The organism is Amycolatopsis sp. NPDC005232, from assembly GCF_040607795.1.
Classification (GTDB): Bacteria; Actinomycetota; Actinomycetes; order Mycobacteriales; family Pseudonocardiaceae; genus Amycolatopsis.
In genome coordinates, this window is the sequence record NZ_JBEXHL010000014.1 from 155,104 (window position 1) to 171,521 (window position 16,418).

Below are 16,418 nucleotides of genomic sequence, written 5' to 3' on the forward strand. Positions count from 1 at the left end.
CTTGTTCAGTGGGTGGCCACGGGCTGGGGCACCGCGGCCCGCGTGGCGCGGCGGCGGCGCCCGGTCACGGCGAGCGCGATGGCGGCCAGCACGGCCACGCCGAGGATCACCGCGGCGATCGGCCGTTGCACGAAGATCAGCGGGCTGTTCTTCGACAGCACCAGTGACTGGCGCACCGCGTTCTCCGCCATCGGCCCCAGCACGAAGGCCATCAGCATCGGCGCCGCGGGCACCCCCAGCTTCCGGAAGACGTAACCGACCACGCCGAACACGGCGAGCAGCGCGACGTCGAACATGGAGCTGCGGATGCTGTACACACCCACCACGGCCAGCACCAGGATCGCCGGGTAGAGCACCCAGTAGGGCACCTTCAGCAGCTTCACCCAGATCGGGATCATCGGCAGGTTCAGGATCAGGAGCGCGACGTTGCCGATGTAGAGGCTCGCGATCACCGGCCAGCCGATCTCCGGGTGCTCGGTGAAGAGCAGCGGCCCGGGCTGCAGGCCGTACAACAGCAGCGCGGCCAGCATCACGGCCGTGCTCGCCGTGCCGGGCAGGCCGAGGGTGAGCAACGGGATCATCGCGCCACCGGACTCGGAGTTGTTCGCCGCCTCCGGCCCGGCCACGCCTTCCATGGCCCCCTTGCCGAACCGCTCCGGGGTCCGTGAGGTGCGCTTGACCAGCGTGTACGACAGGAAGGACGCGACGGTCGAGCCACCGCCGGGCAGCGCGCCGACGAGGAAGCCGAGCACCGAACCCAGCGTGATCGCGCCCGAGCTCTGGCGCAGGTCGGCTTTGCTGGGCAGCAGTTCGCGGAACTTGGACGGCATGGTGAACAGGGGCCGTCCGCTCGCCTTCTCCACGTTGACCAGCACCTCGGCGACGGCGAACAGGCCCACGGACAGCGTGATGAACTCGATGCCGTCCGACATCGTGACGCTGCCGAAGGTCAGCCGCTGCTGCCCGGTGAACAGGTCGATGCCCACAGTGGACAGGAGCAGGCCCAGCCCCATCGAGATGAAACCCTTCAACGGCGATTCACTGGCCATCATGATCACCAGCAGCAGCGCGAACACCATCAGCGCGGCGTACTCCGGCGGGCCGAAGTCCACGGCCAGCTTGGCCACGACCGGTGCCGTGAACGTCAATGCGACGACGCCGACTGTGCTGGCGATGAAGCCGGAGATCGCGGACATCCCCATCGCGGGTCCCGCGCGGCCCTTCTTCGCGAGTTCGTGGCCGTCCAGGCAGAGCACCACGGACGAGGGTTCAGTCGGGATGTTCAGCAGGATCGCCGTGGTCGATCCGGCGAACTTCGCACCGTGATAGATGCCGGCCATCAGGATCAGGCCGGTCGCCGGTTGGAGGCTCGTGGTCAGCGGCAGCAGGATCGCGAGCGTCGCGGGCGGGCCGAGCCCGGGCAGGATGCCGACGAGCGTGCCCACCACCACGCCGACCGCCACCCAGAACAGGTTCGTCGGGGTGAGCGCGGCGGCGAAGCCGTCGAGCAGGTTGTTCAAGGCGCCCATGGAACTCTCCTTTGAGACCAGCTGAGGGCAAGCAGGGCGGGATCAGACGGGGAAGAGAATCGACTCGGGCAGCTCGACTCCGAGCACGACCGAGAACAGCAGGTAGACCAGAGCCGGCACGAGCACGACCGCGAGCACCGGGCGGAACCCGCGGATGCGCTCCACCCCGAACACCAGGAAGGCGACCAGCGCGGCCATCGCGGGCGCGAAGCCGACCAATACGAGCAACGGAATCGAGACGACGAACGCCAGCCACACGGTGACCACCCGCCGGAACCCCCGTGGATCGACGGTCTCATCGTCTTCCTTCGGCTCCGCGCGCACCGGCCGGACGAGCGTCAGGACCGTCAGCCAGATCCCCAACACGACCAGCAATGCCGCGATCAGATCCGGGAACAACCCCGGCCCGGGCTGGCCGCTCTTACCGAACTTCGCGAGCCCGGCGGCGTCGACGAGCGCCGCCACCCCGACCGCCACGGACACGACCCCGAACACGACTTGCCCGATCGCGAAGCGGTCCAGGCGGGGCACGCCTTCAGGGTCGGCGGCTGTGGCCTCCGCGATCGCGGCGCCGGGCGGGGTGGTGACTTCCGCCGGCCCGCCGTCCGTCGCGACCGCCGCGGCGGTGCCCCGAGTCCGGGATTCACCGGGTTCTCCCGTCGCGGTGTCACGCGAACCCGCGGCTTCCGAATTCCCGCTGAAACCGGCACTTCCCCCACCTGTGGCGCCATCCGACGCCACAGCCTTCGGGCTTTCCGTCCCGTCGGCGATGCCCGCCGCGGCACTTCCCGGCGCCGCGGACCCGGAACCACCGGTGCCCGGACTTGGTGTGCCGCCGCCCTTTCTCACCGCCGGGGCGGCGTCGCGCGCCACCGCGGTCTCGGAACCACCGGCACCATCGGCCGCGCCCGCCACGACGGGCGCGGCCTCCGGGATTCCGGTGTCACCGGTGGCTGCCGGTGGGTCCGTCCTCGTCGGACGGTTCCCGTTCCGGCGGGCTCCCGGGCTGCGCTGCACAGGTTCCTCGCTGCTCACCGTGTTCTCGCCTTCGCTCGGTTGTGCTCGGACGGCTACCGGGGCGCCGACATCAGCGCGTACAGGCCGCGGCGGCCCGCCAGGGGGTCCTCGGCGGCGGTGAAGCCGTTGCGGGCCATGAGTGCCGCCTCCACACCCGTGGCGGCGGCACGGCCGACCTGCACGGCGCCGAGCGGAGAGCCGACGACGGACTGCAGGCCCGAGGCCTGGGTGGCGGCGATGCCGACGGCGTAGCGGAGCGCGGAGTCCCGCAGACCGAGCACGCGGGCGGCCGCCGCCGCTGCGCCGACGACGCCCGCGGTGGTTTCGAGGCACCAGCCGGCCGCGACGTGCTGGGGGCCGAGGGCATCGGCGACCGCCTGGGCGACCGTGGAGCCGGCGACGACCGCGTCGGCGTCGGCGTCGAGAGCGGCGGCCGCGGCCAGCGCCGCGGACCACTCGACTTCGGGCCGCAGATTCGCCGCCGCGGCGCCGAAGAGCCAGGCACGGCCCGTCGAGCGGGACGCCGAAGCGCCCAGCACGCCGCTCAACACCGGGTCCGGCGAGGCCGCCCGGACCTGTGCCAGTGCCCCGGCTGCCTTAGTGCGTGCCGTTTCGTCGACCGGTGCGTACACCAGTTCCAGCACCGCGTCCGTCCCGATCACTTCGCCACCTCCGGTCGCACTGCCTCGATCACCGCGTCGATCCCGGGCGCACCGGGAAGGCCGTCGACAGCCGCCTCGATCTTGCGGGCGGCGCCGGCGCCCAGCACCGGTTCGACCAGCCGGTCGACCTTGGTGAAGAGCTCTTCGTCGGTCAGCGGGCGGGCCATGCTGCCGCGCGCGTGTTCGATGTGGACTTCCACGGGCTCGGCACCGGCGCGCTCCACGCGGATCGTCGCCGAGTCACGGGGGCAGTCGGGGGTGGGCACGAGCTCGGTCAGCGCCCGCAGCCGGGTCACGTCCTCGTCGATCGCCCGCTCGTCGGAGAACTGCCGCAGCCCGACCTCGCCGTCGAGCAGACCGACCGCCGCGGCGTGCCGCGCGCTGAACCGCGCCTGCAGGCCGTCCGCGGGCTGCAACCGGCCCATCAGCTCCGGCACCAGTGGGTGACAGCTGATCCGCACAGCGGTGATCGCGCCCGGATCGCCGACGGCCGCGGAAGCGCCGATCGCCGCGTCGATCGCGGGATGCGCGACGATCCCGCACGGATACGGCTTGAACGCGTTGTACTCCAGCTCCCACGTGCCGGCCCAGTCGCGCCGCAGCTCGTCGTAGTCGGGCTCGGAGAACACCGGCAGCACCCCACCGGGTCCCAGCGGATCCTCGGGGGCGGTCAGCCCGGCGGCGGCCAGGCGGGCCGCGAAGACGCCCACCGCCGCGGCCTTGCCGGGGTGCAACGGTTTGGTCATGGAGCCGAACGCCTCGCGCTGGCCCAGCGTGCCGGTCGACGCGATCCCGAGAGCGTGACCGAGCTGGTCGGCGTCGAGCCCCAGCAGGTGCGCGGCGGCGACGGCCGCGCCGAACACGCCGCACGTGCCGGTGATGTGCCAGCCGTAGTCGTAGTGGCTGGGCGAGATCGCGACACCGATCCGCAGCTGCGCCTCGCACCCGAGGGCGAACGCCTCGAGCGCGGTCGCGCCGTCGGGCGTCGTTTCTGGCGCCAGCGCCAGCACCGCGGCGAGCACGGCCGCGCCGGGGTGGATCACCGTGGCGAGATGGGTGTCGTCGAAGTCGTCGAGGTGGGCGGCGGTGCCCACGACGTTCGCGGCCCACTCGGGGTCGAGCAGCTCCGCCCGCCCGGGGACGGGCACGGCACCGGCGGCGCCGAGCTCCTCCGCCGTGGCGAGCAGCGCCTCGACCGCGGGGGTCCGAGCTGCGCCGATCGCCGTGCCCAGCACGTTGAACAGACTGCGCCGCGCGGCTCGCGACACCGTTTCGGGCAGCGGAGCGTCCGCCGCCTTCCGCACGTTCGCGCAGAAGACTTGCGTTGTTACGAATGGCATGCGGCGAGCATTCCGCCCCGCCCGCGGCCGAACAACGCCAACCTCACGCCCCAATCATTGCGTTTTGCACAATGATCAAACGACGCTCCCCTGCGCCACCGCTACCTTCGCGAGCACTCGGACCATGGCGGCGACGGCCGACTTCTTCGGATGCGCCAGGAAGACCGTCCGGTGCCCGCTTTGGTCGTCGATCGGGATCCGCGTCACCCGGGGATGGTGGTGGTCGGCCATCCGGCCCGGCACCACGGACACCCCCAGACCGGCACCCACCATCGACTCGACGATGAACGGATCGCTGCCCTCGACCGCGATCCGCGGCACGAATCCGGCCCGGGCGCACGCGTTGGCCATGTGGGTGCGGCTGCTGGACCCGGCCGCCATCGCGACGAACGGCCGGTTCCGTGCCGTCCGCAGCGCCACCGAGTCGTGTGCCGCGAGCGGGTCGCCCGCCGGCACCGCGAGCAGCAACGGCTCGCTGAACAACGGCAGCACCACGATGTCGGGGTCGGTGGGCGGGGTGGAGCCGAAGATCACGTCGGCGTCGCCGCGCAGCAGGTGGGTCACCACCTCCGTCGCCGACGTCTGGTGGCAGCGGAACCGCAGGTCGGGATTCCGTTCCAGCACCTTCGCCAGCACCGTCGGCACGAACCCGAGGCCGAGCGAGTAGGTGTGCGCGATCCGCAGCACCTGCTGGGGACCGCCGGCTTCTTCCCGCGTCTTGGCGACGACGTCCGAGCGGGCCCGCAGCACCATGCTCGCCTCCTGCGCGAGGACGTGCCCGGCGTGCCTCAGCCGCACCCGTCGCCCGGCCTGTTCGACGAGCGCGACCCCGAGCTTGCGCTCCAGCCCCCGCACACTGCGTTGCACCGTCGCGGTGTTCAACCCCAGGTCCTCGCCGGCCTGGGCGAAGTGCTCGCGCCGTGCGAAGGCGATGAAAACCTCGAGGTCATGGAACGAAACGTCGTCGGCACCGTATATCACCCTCCCGTTCTACCTGCCCGGTGCCTCTCCGTCGCCGACCGGCACGATCCGGCGGGGTGGGCTCGCGCCGTCGCGAGCGGCCGCGCCGCGAAGGCGGAGACTCGCGCTAGGGCTTGCGAGCCCTCAGCTGCGCCGCCAGCGTCGCGAAGCCCGGGGGTTCCCAGGTCCACGTCTGGAGGTCGGTGAAGCCCGCCGCCGTGACTTCGGCGGCCAGGGCGTGGCGGGGGATGGGCAACCATTTCTCGTGGGCCGACAGCAGGAGCCGGCCACCGGGGCGCAGTACGCGGAACAGCTCGGCGAAGCCCGCCGCGCGGTCGTCCCAGAGCTGGACGTTGTTGACGCTGAGCACGGCGTCCACCGACGAATCGAGCGAGCCCGTGGCGGCCGCCGTGCCACTCCGCAGCTCCGCGCGGTCGCCGCAGCGTTCGTGGCACAGGGCGCGCATCTCGGGCGAAGGTTCGACGCCGATGGTCTTGCCGGCGACGCGGCTCGCGGCGTCGAGGCCGATGCCCGGGCCGGGGCCCACGACCAGCACGGTTTCGTCGGGTTCGAGGCGGGCCAGTGCCACGAGACGGCGTTCGGTGGCGGCGTTGGCGCGGGACATCAGCCGGCCGCCGACACGGCCCAAGAGGCCGCTGGGGTGGCCGAACGCCCGGTCGAGGGCGCTGTCCAAGGCGCTGTCGAACGCGCCCGGGGGAGGGTTTGGAGTGCTCATCCTTCGAGGTCACCACCAGCCCGGCGCGCTCGCATCGGGGATGACCCCCAACCGCACCCGGAGGTCCATGGGACGATAGGAAGCGGCCACCCCCGACCTTTCCCGAGGACCACACGAGTGACAGCGCCCAAGACGTTCGCCGACACCACCTTCACGCCGCCGGAACTGATCCGCAACTTCTGCATCATCGCCCACATCGACCACGGCAAGTCGACGCTGGCGGACCGCATGCTGCAGCTCACCGGCGTCGTCGAGGAACGGGCGATGCGCGCGCAGTACCTCGACCGGATGGACATCGAGCGTGAGCGCGGCATCACGATCAAGGCCCAGAACGTGCGCCTGCCCTGGCAGGTCCAGGGCCAGGATCACGTGCTGCACATGATCGACACCCCCGGCCACGTGGACTTCACCTACGAGGTCTCGCGCGCCCTGGAGGCGTGCGAAGGCGCGGTCCTGCTGGTCGACGCCGCGCAGGGCATCGAGGCGCAGACGCTGGCCAACCTCTACCTGGCGCTGGAGAACAACCTCCAGATCATCCCGGTGCTCAACAAGATCGACCTGCCCTCGGCCGACCCCGACAAGTACGCGGCCGAGCTCGCGCACATCATCGGCTGCGAGCCCACCGACGTGCTGCGCGTCTCGGCGAAGACGGGCGTCGGCGTCGGCGCGCTGCTCGACGAGGTCGTGCGCCAGGTCCCGGCGCCGGTCGGCGACGCGGACGCTCCGGCGCGCGCGATGATCTTCGACTCGGTCTACGACACCTACCGCGGCGTTGTCACCTACATCCGCGTGGTCGACGGCAAGATCACCCCGCGCGAGAAGATCCGCATGATGTCCACCGGCGCCACCCACGAGCTGCTGGAAGTCGGCATCATCTCGCCCGAGCCCAAGCCCAGCAAGGGCCTCGGCGTCGGCGAGGTGGGCTACCTGATCACCGGTGTGAAGGACGTCCGCCAGTCGAAGGTCGGTGACACGGTCACGTCCGAACGCCACGGCGCCACCGAAGCGCTGGCCGGCTACCGCGAGCCGAAGCCGATGGTCTACTCGGGCCTGTACCCGGTCGACGGTTCCGACTACCCGGAGCTGCGCGAGGCGCTGGAGAAGCTGCAGCTCAACGACGCGGCGCTGGCGTACGAGCCGGAGACGTCCGTGGCACTCGGCTTCGGCTTCCGCTGCGGCTTCCTCGGCCTGCTGCACCTGGAGATCACGCGCGACCGGCTCGAGCGCGAGTTCGGCCTCGACCTCATCTCCACGGCGCCCAACGTGGTCTACCGCGTGGTGCTCGAGGACCGCAGCGACATCGTGGTGACCAACCCGTCCGACTGGCCGACCGGGCTCAAGATCTCCGAGGTCCACGAGCCGGTGTCGAAGGTGAGCATCCTCGCGCCGAGCGAGTTCGTCGGCACGATCATGGAGCTGTGCCAGGGCAAACGCGGTGTGCTGCTCGGCATGGACTACCTCTCCGAAGACCGCGTGGAGCTGCGCTACAACATCCCGCTCGCGGAGATCATCTTCGACTTCTTCGACACGCTGAAGTCGCGCACGCGCGGCTACGCGAGCCTCGACTACGAAGAGGCCGGCGACCAGGTCGCCGAGCTGGTGAAGGTCGACATCCTGCTGCAGGGCGAGACCGTGGACGCGTTCTCGGCGATCGTGCACAAGGACGCGGCCTACACCTACGGCAACCGCATGGCCACGCGGCTGCGCGAGCTCATCCCGCGCCAGCAGTTCGAGGTGCCGATCCAGGCGGCCATCGGCGCGCGCATCATCGCGCGCGAGACGATCCGCGCGATCCGCAAGGACGTGCTCGCCAAGTGCTACGGCGGTGACATCTCCCGCAAGCGCAAGCTGCTCGAGAAGCAGAAGGAAGGCAAGAAGCGCATGAAGACCGTGGGCCGGGTCGAGGTGCCGCAAGAGGCCTTCGTCGCGGCTCTGTCCACTGAGGACAGCGGTAAGGCCAAGAAATAGCCGACGGCGAGCCCGCTCAGCGGCGGGCTCGCCGAGCGGGCTTCAGCGGTTGCCGATGATCTTCTCGGCCGAAACGAACACCGCGACGCGGCGCTCCTCGGCCATCACGCGGTCGTACTCGGCCCAGTCGTTGTGGGTTCCGGTGGCGGCCTTGAAGACGTCGCGCAGCAGCGTCGGCAGGCCGGCCGGGTCGAAGGCCGCGTCGGGGTCGTCGGGGCCGATGAGGTGGGTTTTCCCGGTCACCGACACCCAGTCCCAGCCGCGGCGGAACGTGAGCGTCGCGTGGCCGGTGGTGCGCAGCAGCTTGAGCTTGTGGGCCCCGCCCATCGCCACGAGGGCGATGCCGGGTTTGCCGGTCACCGGGTCGTCGAAGACCCCGGCGTTGACGACGGACGAGTGCACCGTCCCGTCGGCGCGGGTGGTCGAGATGGTCGCGAGGCCGTTCTCCTGCAAGGACAGCGCGCGGACGTGCTCCAGATCGGCGGTCATGCCGCACATTAACGCCGTGGCGGGTGTGTGTCTTCCCCGCTCGCCCACCGGGGCGCGCCACTAGGCTCGGCGCATGTTCGATGATCTCGAGTTCCCCGTGATCGTGGCGCCGATGGCGGGCGGCCCCACGACACCTCAGCTCATCGCGGCGGTCACGGCTGCGGGCGGCTTCGGCTTCCTCGCCGCGGGGCACCTGTCGGCGGAGACGCTGGAGGCGAAGATCGCCCACACCGCCGACCTCACCGGCGGGAAGTTCGGCGTGAACCTGTTCGTGCCGGGCAGCCGCTCGACCATGGACGTCACCGACCACCGCGAGCGGATGCTCACCGAGGCCCTGCGCTACGGCGTCGAGCCGGGCGAGCCGATCTGGGACGACGACGAGTACCCCGCGAAGCTCGACGCGGTCGTGCGCCACCGCGTGCCGCTGGTGTCGTTCACGTTCGGCGCGCCGACTTCGGCCGAGGTACACCGCGTCCACGAGGCGGGCGGCAAGGTGGCGGTCACCGTCACCAATCCCGAGGAAGCCGACCTTGCGGCGGCTCGGGGTGCCGACGCGCTCGTGGTGCAGGGCTTCGAAGCGGGCGGGCACCGCGGCTTGTTCACCGACAACGCGTCGAACCCGGCCGGCGGCGAGCAGTACGGCCTGCTCGCCCTGCTGCGGCTGATCTCCGCGCGCACGAGCCTGCCGCTGGTCGCCACGGGCGGGCTGGTGCACGGTGCCGACGTGGCGGCCGTGCTGGCGGCCGGTGCGTCGGCGGCCCAGCTGGGCACGGCGTTCCTGCAGACCACGGAGGCCGGCACACCGTCCGCGCAACGCCGGGCACTGGCGGAGGCAGGCCGGCTGACGGCGTTCACGCGCGCCTTCAGCGGCCGTCCGGCGCGGGGCATGGTCAACCGCGTGCTGAGCGACCTCTCGGCCCACGCGCCCGCCGCGTACCCGCAACTGCACCACATCAGCAAGCCCATCCGCGCGGCCGCCGCGCGCGCCGACGACCCCGAGGCGATGTCCCTCTGGGCCGGACAGACCTACCCCCTCGCTGACGACGGGTCCGCCGCATCGGTGGTTGAACGCCTGCGCGCGGAAGCCAAGGCAGCGGCCGCTCGCCTCGACCGCCTGGGCTGACAGCACCCAGCTCCCCAATGCGGCGTTCGGTGCGCTCAACGCAACCAACGCCACATTGGGGTGCTTTCCCCGCCGCACCCTCCGAGATCTCAGTCCGAAGTGGACTCCCGATCGGTGTCGTCGCCGCGCGCCAACACCGAATGCCGACGGCTGTACCCGAAATACACACCCATCCCGATCACGAACCAGATCGCGAACCTCAACCACGTCTCCGGCTTCAGGAACGTGATCAGCCAGATCGAGAACACCACCCCGATGATCGGCACCACCGGCATCCCCGGCGTCCGGAACGTTCGCGGCAGGTCCGGCCGCTTGTACCGCAACACGATCACCGCGATGCACACCACCACAAACGCCAGCAAAATGCCGATGTTGGTCAGCTCCGCGGCCTCGCCGATGGGCAGGAACCCGGCGATGATCGCCGACGCCACACCGAGGATCCACGTGGTGCGTGTGGGCACCTTGCGCACCGGGTGCGTCTTGCCGAACCACTTCGGCAGCAGGCCGTCGCGGCTCATGGAGTAGCCGACGCGCGTGGCGCCGAGCAGGAAGGTGAACAGCACGGTGAGGATGCCGATGATGGCGCCGACCGCGATCACCGCGCCCAGCCAGCCCAGCCCTACCGAGGCGAACGCGCTCGAGAACGCCGCCTCCGGGTCGATGTCCTTGAAGTTCACCATTCCCGTGAGCACGAGGCAGGCGAGCACGTACAGCACCATCGAGATCGCGAGCGAGTACAGGATCGCCTTCGGCATGTGCTTCTGCGAGTCCTTCGACTCCTCGGCCGCGGTCGACATGGCGTCGTAGCCGAAGACGGCGAAGAAGACCGTGGCCGCACCCGTGAATGCGCCGCTGACACCGAAGGGGAAGAAGTTGCTGTAGTTGCCCGTCTTGATGTGGAAGGCGCCGACCACGATCACCAGCACCACGAGCGCGACCTTCAGGTACACCAGCAGTGTCTCGAACCGCGCCGCGTTTTTCATGCCCTGGTTGAGGATGAACGCGATGAGCAGGCACAGCACCACGGCGAACAGGTTCACCACGTACGAACCGTGCGCCACGCCTTCGGGCTCAGTGCCGGGCGCGCCTGACATCCACTGCGGCAGCGAGACGTGTAGGAAGCCCAGCAGGTCGTTGAAGTAGCCGGAGATGCCGATGGCCACCACCGCCACGATCGCGGTGTACTCCAGCAGCAGGTCCCAGCCGATGAACCAGCCGACGATCTCGCCCAGTACTGCGTAGCCGTAGGTGTAGGCCGAGCCGGCGCGCGGGATCAGCCCGGCGAACTCCGCGTACGAGAACGCCGCCGCCGCGCTCGCGATACCCGCGATGAGGAACGAGATCAGCACGGCGGGGCCGGCCGTCTGGTTGGCCACCGCGCCCGCCAGGGAGAAGATCCCGGCACCGATGATGCCGCCGACACCGATCGCCGTCAGCTGGCGCAGCCCCAGTGTGCGTTGCAGGCCGTCACCGCCGCTCTCGATCGTCTCGATCGGTTTGCGCCGGAAGATGCCGGACCCTGTTCCCAGGCTGCGCGGAGCGGACATCGATGTCTCCTCATACGTTGTGAGCCGAGCCCGGGTCACGGGCTCTGGCAGCGCACCGTACTAGGCCGTGTCCGCTGTGTCACCGATCTTCCGAAGCGGGCGGGATCTCAGCCCGCCACCGTGTCCTCCGCGGCTTGCGAAGCGGCGCGGGCCGGGCGTTTCACGTCGCCGGAGCGGACGGCGCCGGCGGCGAAGAAGGTGAGGAGCTCGGCGATCTCGGGCGGGTCGTCCAGCTGGGGGCAGTGGCCCCAGTCTTCGCGGACGAGCAGGCGGCTGTGCGGCACGAGGGTGTGCAGGCGGCGTCCGGCGGCCGAGGACACGAGCTTGTCCTTGCCACAGGCCACGACCAGGAGCGGGACGTGCACGCGGTCGAGCTGGTAAGCGTCGGCGAGCTCGGTGACGAGCTGGCGCGCCTGCTCGAGGCGGGAGGTGGTGGCGCGGTAGTCGGGGAAGAGCGTGGTGAAGCGGCTTACCTGGCCGGCGTCGGCGGTGCCCGCGTCGGCATACAGCAGGCGGGGTACGACCTGTTCGGCGACCGCGCGGACCAGGAAGCCAGGCACGGGCAGGGGGAGCGCGGAGTACAGCCGCAGCGGCAACGGGTTGCGCGCGACGGTACGGACGAGCCACGAGTCGACGAAGCCGGGCGCGGCGATCGACACGACGCCGACGAGCGGCAGCCGGGGGTTCTGTGCCGCGCGCAGGCCGAGCGTGCCGCCGAGGGAGTTGCCGGCCAGCACCACGGGTCCGAGCACGGCCTGCTCGCGCACCACGGCGGCGGCGAACGCGTCGAGCTGGGGGAGCATGGGGCCCGGGCGCAGGGGCTGGGCGTCGCCGAAGCCGGGCAGGTCCACGGCGACGGCCGCGATGCCTGCGGCGGCGAGCTCGGCCAGCACGGGACGCCAGGTGTCGGCGCTGTCGCAGTAGCCGTGGAGAAGAACGAGCCGGGGTGCGCGGGGCTTCTCGGTGCCGCGCTTGCGCGACCGCTTGGGCGCCTCGGCTTCCACCACCGGCGGACCGACTTCGAGCACCCGCGTCCGCACTCCGGCGAAGCGCCGGAAGGTGACCCGGACGGGATCCGGTTCGCTGCTGGGCCGGCCGCCCCGGACAGCGGGTGCGGGCCGCTTCGATGCGGTCATGTCTACAGGTTAACCGTTCAAGGTCGAGTTCTGGTCGAACTTTGGGGGTAACAAGCCGATTGCGAACTCGGGGTGTTGACGGTTAACGGAATGCGGCGTAAAAGCACCGGCCTGGGCTGATCCGTGACGGAAAAGCCCAGGCCGGAGGAGTTCTGTCGACTCAGCGGGTGAAGACGATCTTGCCCGCGGTCTCGCCGTCGAGCATCGCGCGGAAGCCCGCTTCGGCTTCGGCGAGCGGCAATTCGGTCCCGATCCGGGGCTTGATCCCCTTGAGATCGAGATAGCTGAGCATGTCGGCCAGCTCGTCGCGCGTGCCCATGGTCGAGCCGGCGACGCGCAACTGCAGGAAGAACACGCGCTGCAGGTCCGCGGACGGGTCCGGGCCGCTCGTGGACCCCGACACCACCACGATGCCGCCCGGCTTGAGCGACTTCAGGGTGTGCGCCCACGTGGCCTTGCCCACGGTCTCGAACACCGCGTCGACGCGCTCGGGCAGCCGGGCGCCGGACTCGAACGTCTGGTGCGCGCCGACGCTCTCGGCCACCGCGCGCTTCTCCTCGCTGCGGCCGGTCACCCACACGCGGAAGCCCGCCGCGCGCCCGAGCGCGATGAGCGCCGTGGACACGCCGCCGGAGGCGCCCTGCACCAGCATCGTCTGGCCGGGGCGCAGGCCGGACTTCACGAACAGCATCCGGTACGCGGTGAGCCAGGCCGTGCCCATCGTCGCCGCTTCGGGGAAGGTGAGGTCGGCCGGCTTGGGCACCGCGTTGCGCGCGGGCACCACGACCTGCTCGGCGAACGTGCCCTGGTGCTTCTCGGTCAGCAGGGTGCGTTTCGGGTCGAGCGTGTCGTCGCCTTGCCAGCCCGGCGCGTTGACGACGGAGTGGAGGACGACCTCGGTGCCGTCGTCGAGCGTGCCGGCACCGTCGCAGCCCAGGATCATCGGGAACTGGTCGGGCTTGATGCCGACGCCGCGCAGTGTCCACAGGTCGTGCATGTTGAGGCTGGCGGCCTTGACGTGCACCCGGACCCAGCCTTCGGGCACCTCGGGCTCGGGCCGCTCGCCGGCGACGAGAGAGTCGAGCGGGGCCTCGGCGTTGGGTTCCTTCGCGTATACGGCGAACATGGCAGCAACCTACCGCCCCTGGGCGCGCCGACGCAGCCTGGCGCGCGTAGGCTCACACTCGTGTTCAACGGGCTGGCTGACTGGTGGGACGGGGTCGAGCTGTGGCTCGCCCAGGCTTGGTTCCCCGTCCAGTTCGTGCTGGTCATGGTCGTGCTGGTACCGCTGTGCCTGCTCTTCGCGTGGGTCATCGACAAGCTCGTGGGCCGCTTCGCCCGCTGGTTCGGCCCGGCCCGCGACGACGACAACCCGCCCTCTTAGGCTCACTCCCCATGGTCAACCGTAGGCGGATCACCGCCGCACTCGTCGGTCTCCTCGTGCTGGTGCTCGCGGGCTGGCTCGTGAAGGAGAACGTCGGGGACTCGTCCTCGTCGGCCCCCGCCACGCCGAGCACCTCCGCCCCGGCCGGCGCTTCGGGCGTCGCCGCGAAGCTGCCCGGCGGCGACTCCGGGTTGCCGGTGAAACCGTTGTCCGGCTTGCCCTCGCAGGCACGCGACACGTGGAAGCTGATCGAGGCGGGCGGGCCGTACCCCTATCCGCGCAACGACAACGTCGTGTTCGAGAATCGTGAGAAAGTGCTGCCGCGGAAGCAATCCGGTTACTACCACGAGTTCACGGTGACCACGCCGAAGAGCCCCGACCGCGGCCCGCGCCGCCTGGTCACGGGGCAGGCCAAGGAACTGTTCTACACCGGCGACCACTACGCGTCGTTCGTCGTCGTGGACCCGAGCCGGTGACGCCGGCCGACGAGGCGAAGGCCGCCGCGGACGAGGCCTTCGCGCGGGGCGCGTATCCCCACCTGGTCAACGGCGGCACGGTGGACAAGGCCTCCACGCTCGACGCGATCGCGAAGGCGATGTCCTTTCCGGACTACTTCGGCCGCAACCTCGACGCGTTGTACGACATGCTCACGGACCTGTCGTGGCTGCCCGCGGGTGAGCACGTGCTGATCTGGAGCGGCTCGGAAGCCTTGCGCCAGGCCGAACCGAAGAACTACCTGGCGATCCGCAGCGTGCTGTCCGACGCTCAGCGGGCGCTCGGCCCGGTGGACGGCAAAGCGGGTTCCTGGCAGCTGACGGTCGTTCTCGCCAACTCGTAACACGCCCCAATGCGGCATTGGGTGCGTTGAGCGCAACCAATGCGGCGTTCGTTGCGTTCAGCGCACCGAACGCCACATTGGGGTGCTTCAGTCTTCGGGGACCCAGTTCGGCTTGCGCTTCTGGGCGAAGGCGAGAATGCCTTCCTGGCCTTCCTCGCTGGCGAAGAACCCGGCGGACAGCTCGTTCATCGCCGCGAAGCCTTCCGACGGCGTGGCCGGACGTGGCTTGCTCAGCAGGGTTTTGGTCGCTGCCAACGCCTTCGGACCGCCGAGCGTCAGCGACTTCAGGTACCGCTCCACGGTCTCGTCGAGCTCGGTGGCGGGCACGGCGGCGTTGAGCAAGCCGATCTCCACGGCCCGCTGCGCGTCGAACACGTCGCCGGTGAGGAACAGCTCGTGCGCGGCGCGGGGGTTCAGCCGCGGCAGCACCGTCAACGAGATCACGGCCGGGATCACGCCGATGCGGACCTCGGAGAACGCGAACGTCGCCTCGGGTACCGCGACCGCGATGTCGCACGCGGCGACCATGCCGATGCCGCCGGCGCGGGCGGGGCCGGCCAGGCGCGCGACCACGGGCTTCGGGCTGGTCCAGAGCTGCTCGAGGATCTTCGGGAACTCGTTCACGCCCTGGTCACCGGTCCCGGCGCCGCGCGCCTCCTTGAGGTCCATGCCGGCGCAGAAGACCGGGCCGGTGTGCGTCAGGAGCACCACCCGCACGGCGTCGTCGGCGACGGCCTTGTCCAGCGACCCGGAGAGCTCGCGGCGCAGCTGCGCGGACAGGGCGTTGCGGTTGTGAGGGGAGTCGAGGGTGATCGTGGCGGTGCCGCCCACCACGTCGTAGTGCACCAGTTCGTCAACCATGGCACCACAATCGCACACGGGCCGGAGGAGGGGCCTGTGACGTGCGTCGGGGGCCGCCGCGATGGGGGCGGCCCCCGACAGTGTTCAACCTCCGGCGGGTCAACCTCCGGCGGGTCAGCCGATCGTGGTGGTCGTGAAGATCGGGCTAGGCGACGGGAAACACGCGGTCGGCGCCGAGATGTCGATCAGCTGGTTGACCACGGCGGTGAAGGTGAGGCCGGGGTCGGCATAGCTGGAGCCGGCCAGCTTCGTCTCGATGGTGCCGGACGCGCCCGCCGTGAGGTGCACGGTCACGGTCGGCAGCTCGAACGTCGCGCCGCCCGCGATCGGGCCCGGGAACGACAGCGTGGCGACGCCGCCGGCCACCGTGAGCTTCGGCGCCGTGGAGCCGAGGCCCGAGCCGCCCGCGAGGTCGGCGCCGACGAACGTGGAGTTCGCCGGCACGGGGATCTTCAGGGCGAAGTCCTTGATCTGCTTGACCTTGTAGCTGCTCACGGTGGCCGGCACGGAGTTCGCCGCCGGGTCGACCACGACGTCGAGTGCACCACCGGGGGCGACGGTCGCGGGCGCCGTCACGTCGGCGTCCTGGGTGAGGCTGACCTGCTGCGGGCCGACGATCGGCGCGTCGGCCTGACAGTCGAACGAGACGGTGGTGGCCGCCGAGGCGGGGACGGCGAAACCGAGCACGCCGACGGCGGCGAGCGCGGCCACGGGAACGATCTTGCGCAGGGCTGACTTCATGTGCTCCACCTGTTTCCGGTGCGAGGACGGGGGGAAGTCGCGCGACGCTTAGATAGTTACCGGCGAGTCACGTAGCTCGTCAAGAAT

Annotated in this window: 17 protein-coding genes; 5 read left to right on the plus strand and 12 right to left on the minus strand. The window is 70.6% G+C overall.

Annotated elements, in window-relative coordinates; genetic code table 11:
• Nucleotides 1–5: 5 nt before the first annotated feature.
• From ABZU76_RS26235 to ABZU76_RS26260, 6 genes are all read right to left on the minus strand, one after another.
• Nucleotides 6–1,529, minus strand: coding sequence for a tripartite tricarboxylate transporter permease (locus ABZU76_RS26235; RefSeq protein ID WP_220242848.1), 1,524 nt, complete (start codon nt 1,527–1,529; stop codon nt 6–8).
• 42 nt (nt 1,530–1,571) lie between these two features.
• A complete protein-coding gene (locus ABZU76_RS26240) occupies nt 1,572–2,060 on the minus strand; it encodes a tripartite tricarboxylate transporter TctB family protein (protein ID WP_354874005.1) in 489 nt (162 codons plus the stop codon).
• A 539-nt stretch (nt 2,061–2,599) separates the two neighbouring features.
• Nucleotides 2,600–3,208: an MmgE/PrpD family protein gene (locus ABZU76_RS26245; protein WP_354874007.1), complete on the minus strand. Its 609-nt coding sequence runs from the start codon at nt 3,206–3,208 to the stop codon at nt 2,600–2,602.
• Nucleotides 3,205–4,548 (minus strand): MmgE/PrpD family protein, encoded by a 1,344-nt coding sequence (locus ABZU76_RS26250; protein ID WP_354874009.1) that lies wholly within the window; start codon nt 4,546–4,548, stop codon nt 3,205–3,207. The genes ABZU76_RS26245 and ABZU76_RS26250 overlap by 4 nt, the downstream gene beginning before the upstream one ends.
• Before the next feature lie 75 nt (nt 4,549–4,623).
• Nucleotides 4,624–5,529 carry a LysR family transcriptional regulator gene (locus ABZU76_RS26255; RefSeq protein WP_354874011.1) on the minus strand — a complete coding sequence of 302 codons (906 nt, stop codon included), beginning with the start codon at nt 5,527–5,529 and terminating at the stop codon, nt 4,624–4,626.
• 106 nt (nt 5,530–5,635) lie between these two features.
• Nucleotides 5,636–6,244 carry a class I SAM-dependent methyltransferase gene (locus tag ABZU76_RS26260; protein ID WP_354874013.1) on the minus strand — a complete coding sequence of 203 codons (609 nt, stop codon included), beginning with the start codon at nt 6,242–6,244 and terminating at the stop codon, nt 5,636–5,638.
• A 117-nt stretch (nt 6,245–6,361) separates the two neighbouring features.
• Between ABZU76_RS26260 and lepA the strand changes: the two genes are divergently transcribed.
• On the plus strand, nt 6,362–8,212 hold the full coding sequence (gene lepA / locus ABZU76_RS26265; RefSeq protein WP_354874015.1) for a translation elongation factor 4: 1,851 nt from the start codon (nt 6,362–6,364) through the stop codon (nt 8,210–8,212).
• A 42-nt stretch (nt 8,213–8,254) separates the two neighbouring features.
• Here the strand turns inward: lepA and ABZU76_RS26270 are convergent, their stop codons facing one another.
• Nucleotides 8,255–8,701 carry a pyridoxamine 5'-phosphate oxidase family protein gene (locus ABZU76_RS26270; protein ID WP_354874017.1) on the minus strand — a complete coding sequence of 149 codons (447 nt, stop codon included), beginning with the start codon at nt 8,699–8,701 and terminating at the stop codon, nt 8,255–8,257.
• A gap of 73 nt (nt 8,702–8,774) precedes the next feature.
• On the opposite strand from ABZU76_RS26270, the gene ABZU76_RS26275 reads away from it, so the two are divergent.
• Nucleotides 8,775–9,824, plus strand: coding sequence for a nitronate monooxygenase (locus ABZU76_RS26275; RefSeq protein ID WP_354874019.1), 1,050 nt, complete (start codon nt 8,775–8,777; stop codon nt 9,822–9,824).
• Nucleotides 9,825–9,913: 89 nt separating this feature from the next.
• On the opposite strand, the gene ABZU76_RS26280 is transcribed toward ABZU76_RS26275, so the two are convergent.
• The 3 genes from ABZU76_RS26280 to ABZU76_RS26290 all read right to left on the minus strand — a co-directional run bounded on the left by ABZU76_RS26280 (nt 9,914) and on the right by ABZU76_RS26290 (nt 13,633).
• On the minus strand, nt 9,914–11,371 hold the full coding sequence (locus ABZU76_RS26280; protein ID WP_354874021.1) for an amino acid permease: 1,458 nt from the start codon (nt 11,369–11,371) through the stop codon (nt 9,914–9,916).
• A gap of 107 nt (nt 11,372–11,478) precedes the next feature.
• Complete coding sequence (locus tag ABZU76_RS26285) at nt 11,479–12,507, minus strand: alpha/beta fold hydrolase (RefSeq protein ID WP_354874023.1); 1,029 nt, start codon at nt 12,505–12,507, stop codon at nt 11,479–11,481.
• 160 nt (nt 12,508–12,667) lie between these two features.
• Nucleotides 12,668–13,633, minus strand: a complete 966-nt coding sequence (locus ABZU76_RS26290; RefSeq protein ID WP_354874025.1) for a zinc-binding dehydrogenase — start codon at nt 13,631–13,633, stop codon at nt 12,668–12,670.
• Nucleotides 13,634–13,693: 60 nt separating this feature from the next.
• Between ABZU76_RS26290 and ABZU76_RS26295 the strand changes: the two genes are divergently transcribed.
• From ABZU76_RS26295 to ABZU76_RS26305, 3 genes are read left to right on the plus strand one after another with little or no spacing between them, the layout of a single operon-like run.
• Nucleotides 13,694–13,891 carry a hypothetical protein gene (locus ABZU76_RS26295; protein ID WP_220242826.1) on the plus strand — a complete coding sequence of 66 codons (198 nt, stop codon included), beginning with the start codon at nt 13,694–13,696 and terminating at the stop codon, nt 13,889–13,891.
• Nucleotides 13,892–13,902: 11 nt separating this feature from the next.
• Entirely contained in the window at nt 13,903–14,367 is a 465-nt protein-coding gene (locus tag ABZU76_RS26300) for a ribonuclease domain-containing protein (RefSeq protein ID WP_354874027.1), read from the plus strand.
• Nucleotides 14,364–14,729 carry a barstar family protein gene (locus tag ABZU76_RS26305; RefSeq protein WP_354874029.1) on the plus strand — a complete coding sequence of 122 codons (366 nt, stop codon included), beginning with the start codon at nt 14,364–14,366 and terminating at the stop codon, nt 14,727–14,729. Before ABZU76_RS26300 ends, ABZU76_RS26305 begins: the two co-directional genes overlap by 4 nt.
• A gap of 87 nt (nt 14,730–14,816) precedes the next feature.
• Here the strand turns inward: ABZU76_RS26305 and ABZU76_RS26310 are convergent, their stop codons facing one another.
• Both ABZU76_RS26310 and ABZU76_RS26315 read right to left on the minus strand, forming a co-directional pair.
• Nucleotides 14,817–15,590, minus strand: a complete 774-nt coding sequence (locus tag ABZU76_RS26310) for an enoyl-CoA hydratase-related protein (protein WP_354874031.1) — start codon at nt 15,588–15,590, stop codon at nt 14,817–14,819.
• A 114-nt stretch (nt 15,591–15,704) separates the two neighbouring features.
• The gene (locus tag ABZU76_RS26315) at nt 15,705–16,331 is read right to left on the minus strand and encodes a cyclase (protein ID WP_354874033.1); all 627 of its coding nucleotides are present in this window, start codon (nt 16,329–16,331) and stop codon (nt 15,705–15,707) included.
• Between the last annotated feature and the right edge of the window lie 87 nt (nt 16,332–16,418).

Coding starts and splice junctions, on each gene's coding strand:
- ABZU76_RS26235 (WP_220242848.1), bottom strand. CDS start 1,529: ATGGGCGCCTTGAACAACCTGCTCGACGGCTTCGCCGCCGCGCTCACC.
- ABZU76_RS26250 (WP_354874009.1), bottom strand. CDS start 4,548: ATGCCATTCGTAACAACGCAAGTCTTCTGCGCGAACGTGCGGAAGGCG.
- ABZU76_RS26260 (WP_354874013.1), bottom strand. CDS start 6,244: ATGAGCACTCCAAACCCTCCCCCGGGCGCGTTCGACAGCGCCTTGGAC.
- ABZU76_RS26270 (WP_354874017.1), bottom strand. CDS start 8,701: ATGACCGCCGATCTGGAGCACGTCCGCGCGCTGTCCTTGCAGGAGAAC.
- ABZU76_RS26275 (WP_354874019.1), top strand. CDS start 8,775: ATGTTCGATGATCTCGAGTTCCCCGTGATCGTGGCGCCGATGGCGGGC.
- ABZU76_RS26280 (WP_354874021.1), bottom strand. CDS start 11,371: ATGTCCGCTCCGCGCAGCCTGGGAACAGGGTCCGGCATCTTCCGGCGC.
- ABZU76_RS26285 (WP_354874023.1), bottom strand. CDS start 12,507: ATGACCGCATCGAAGCGGCCCGCACCCGCTGTCCGGGGCGGCCGGCCC.
- ABZU76_RS26290 (WP_354874025.1), bottom strand. CDS start 13,633: ATGTTCGCCGTATACGCGAAGGAACCCAACGCCGAGGCCCCGCTCGAC.
- ABZU76_RS26300 (WP_354874027.1), top strand. CDS start 13,903: ATGGTCAACCGTAGGCGGATCACCGCCGCACTCGTCGGTCTCCTCGTG.
- ABZU76_RS26310 (WP_354874031.1), bottom strand. CDS start 15,590: ATGGTTGACGAACTGGTGCACTACGACGTGGTGGGCGGCACCGCCACG.
- ABZU76_RS26315 (WP_354874033.1), bottom strand. CDS start 16,331: ATGAAGTCAGCCCTGCGCAAGATCGTTCCCGTGGCCGCGCTCGCCGCC.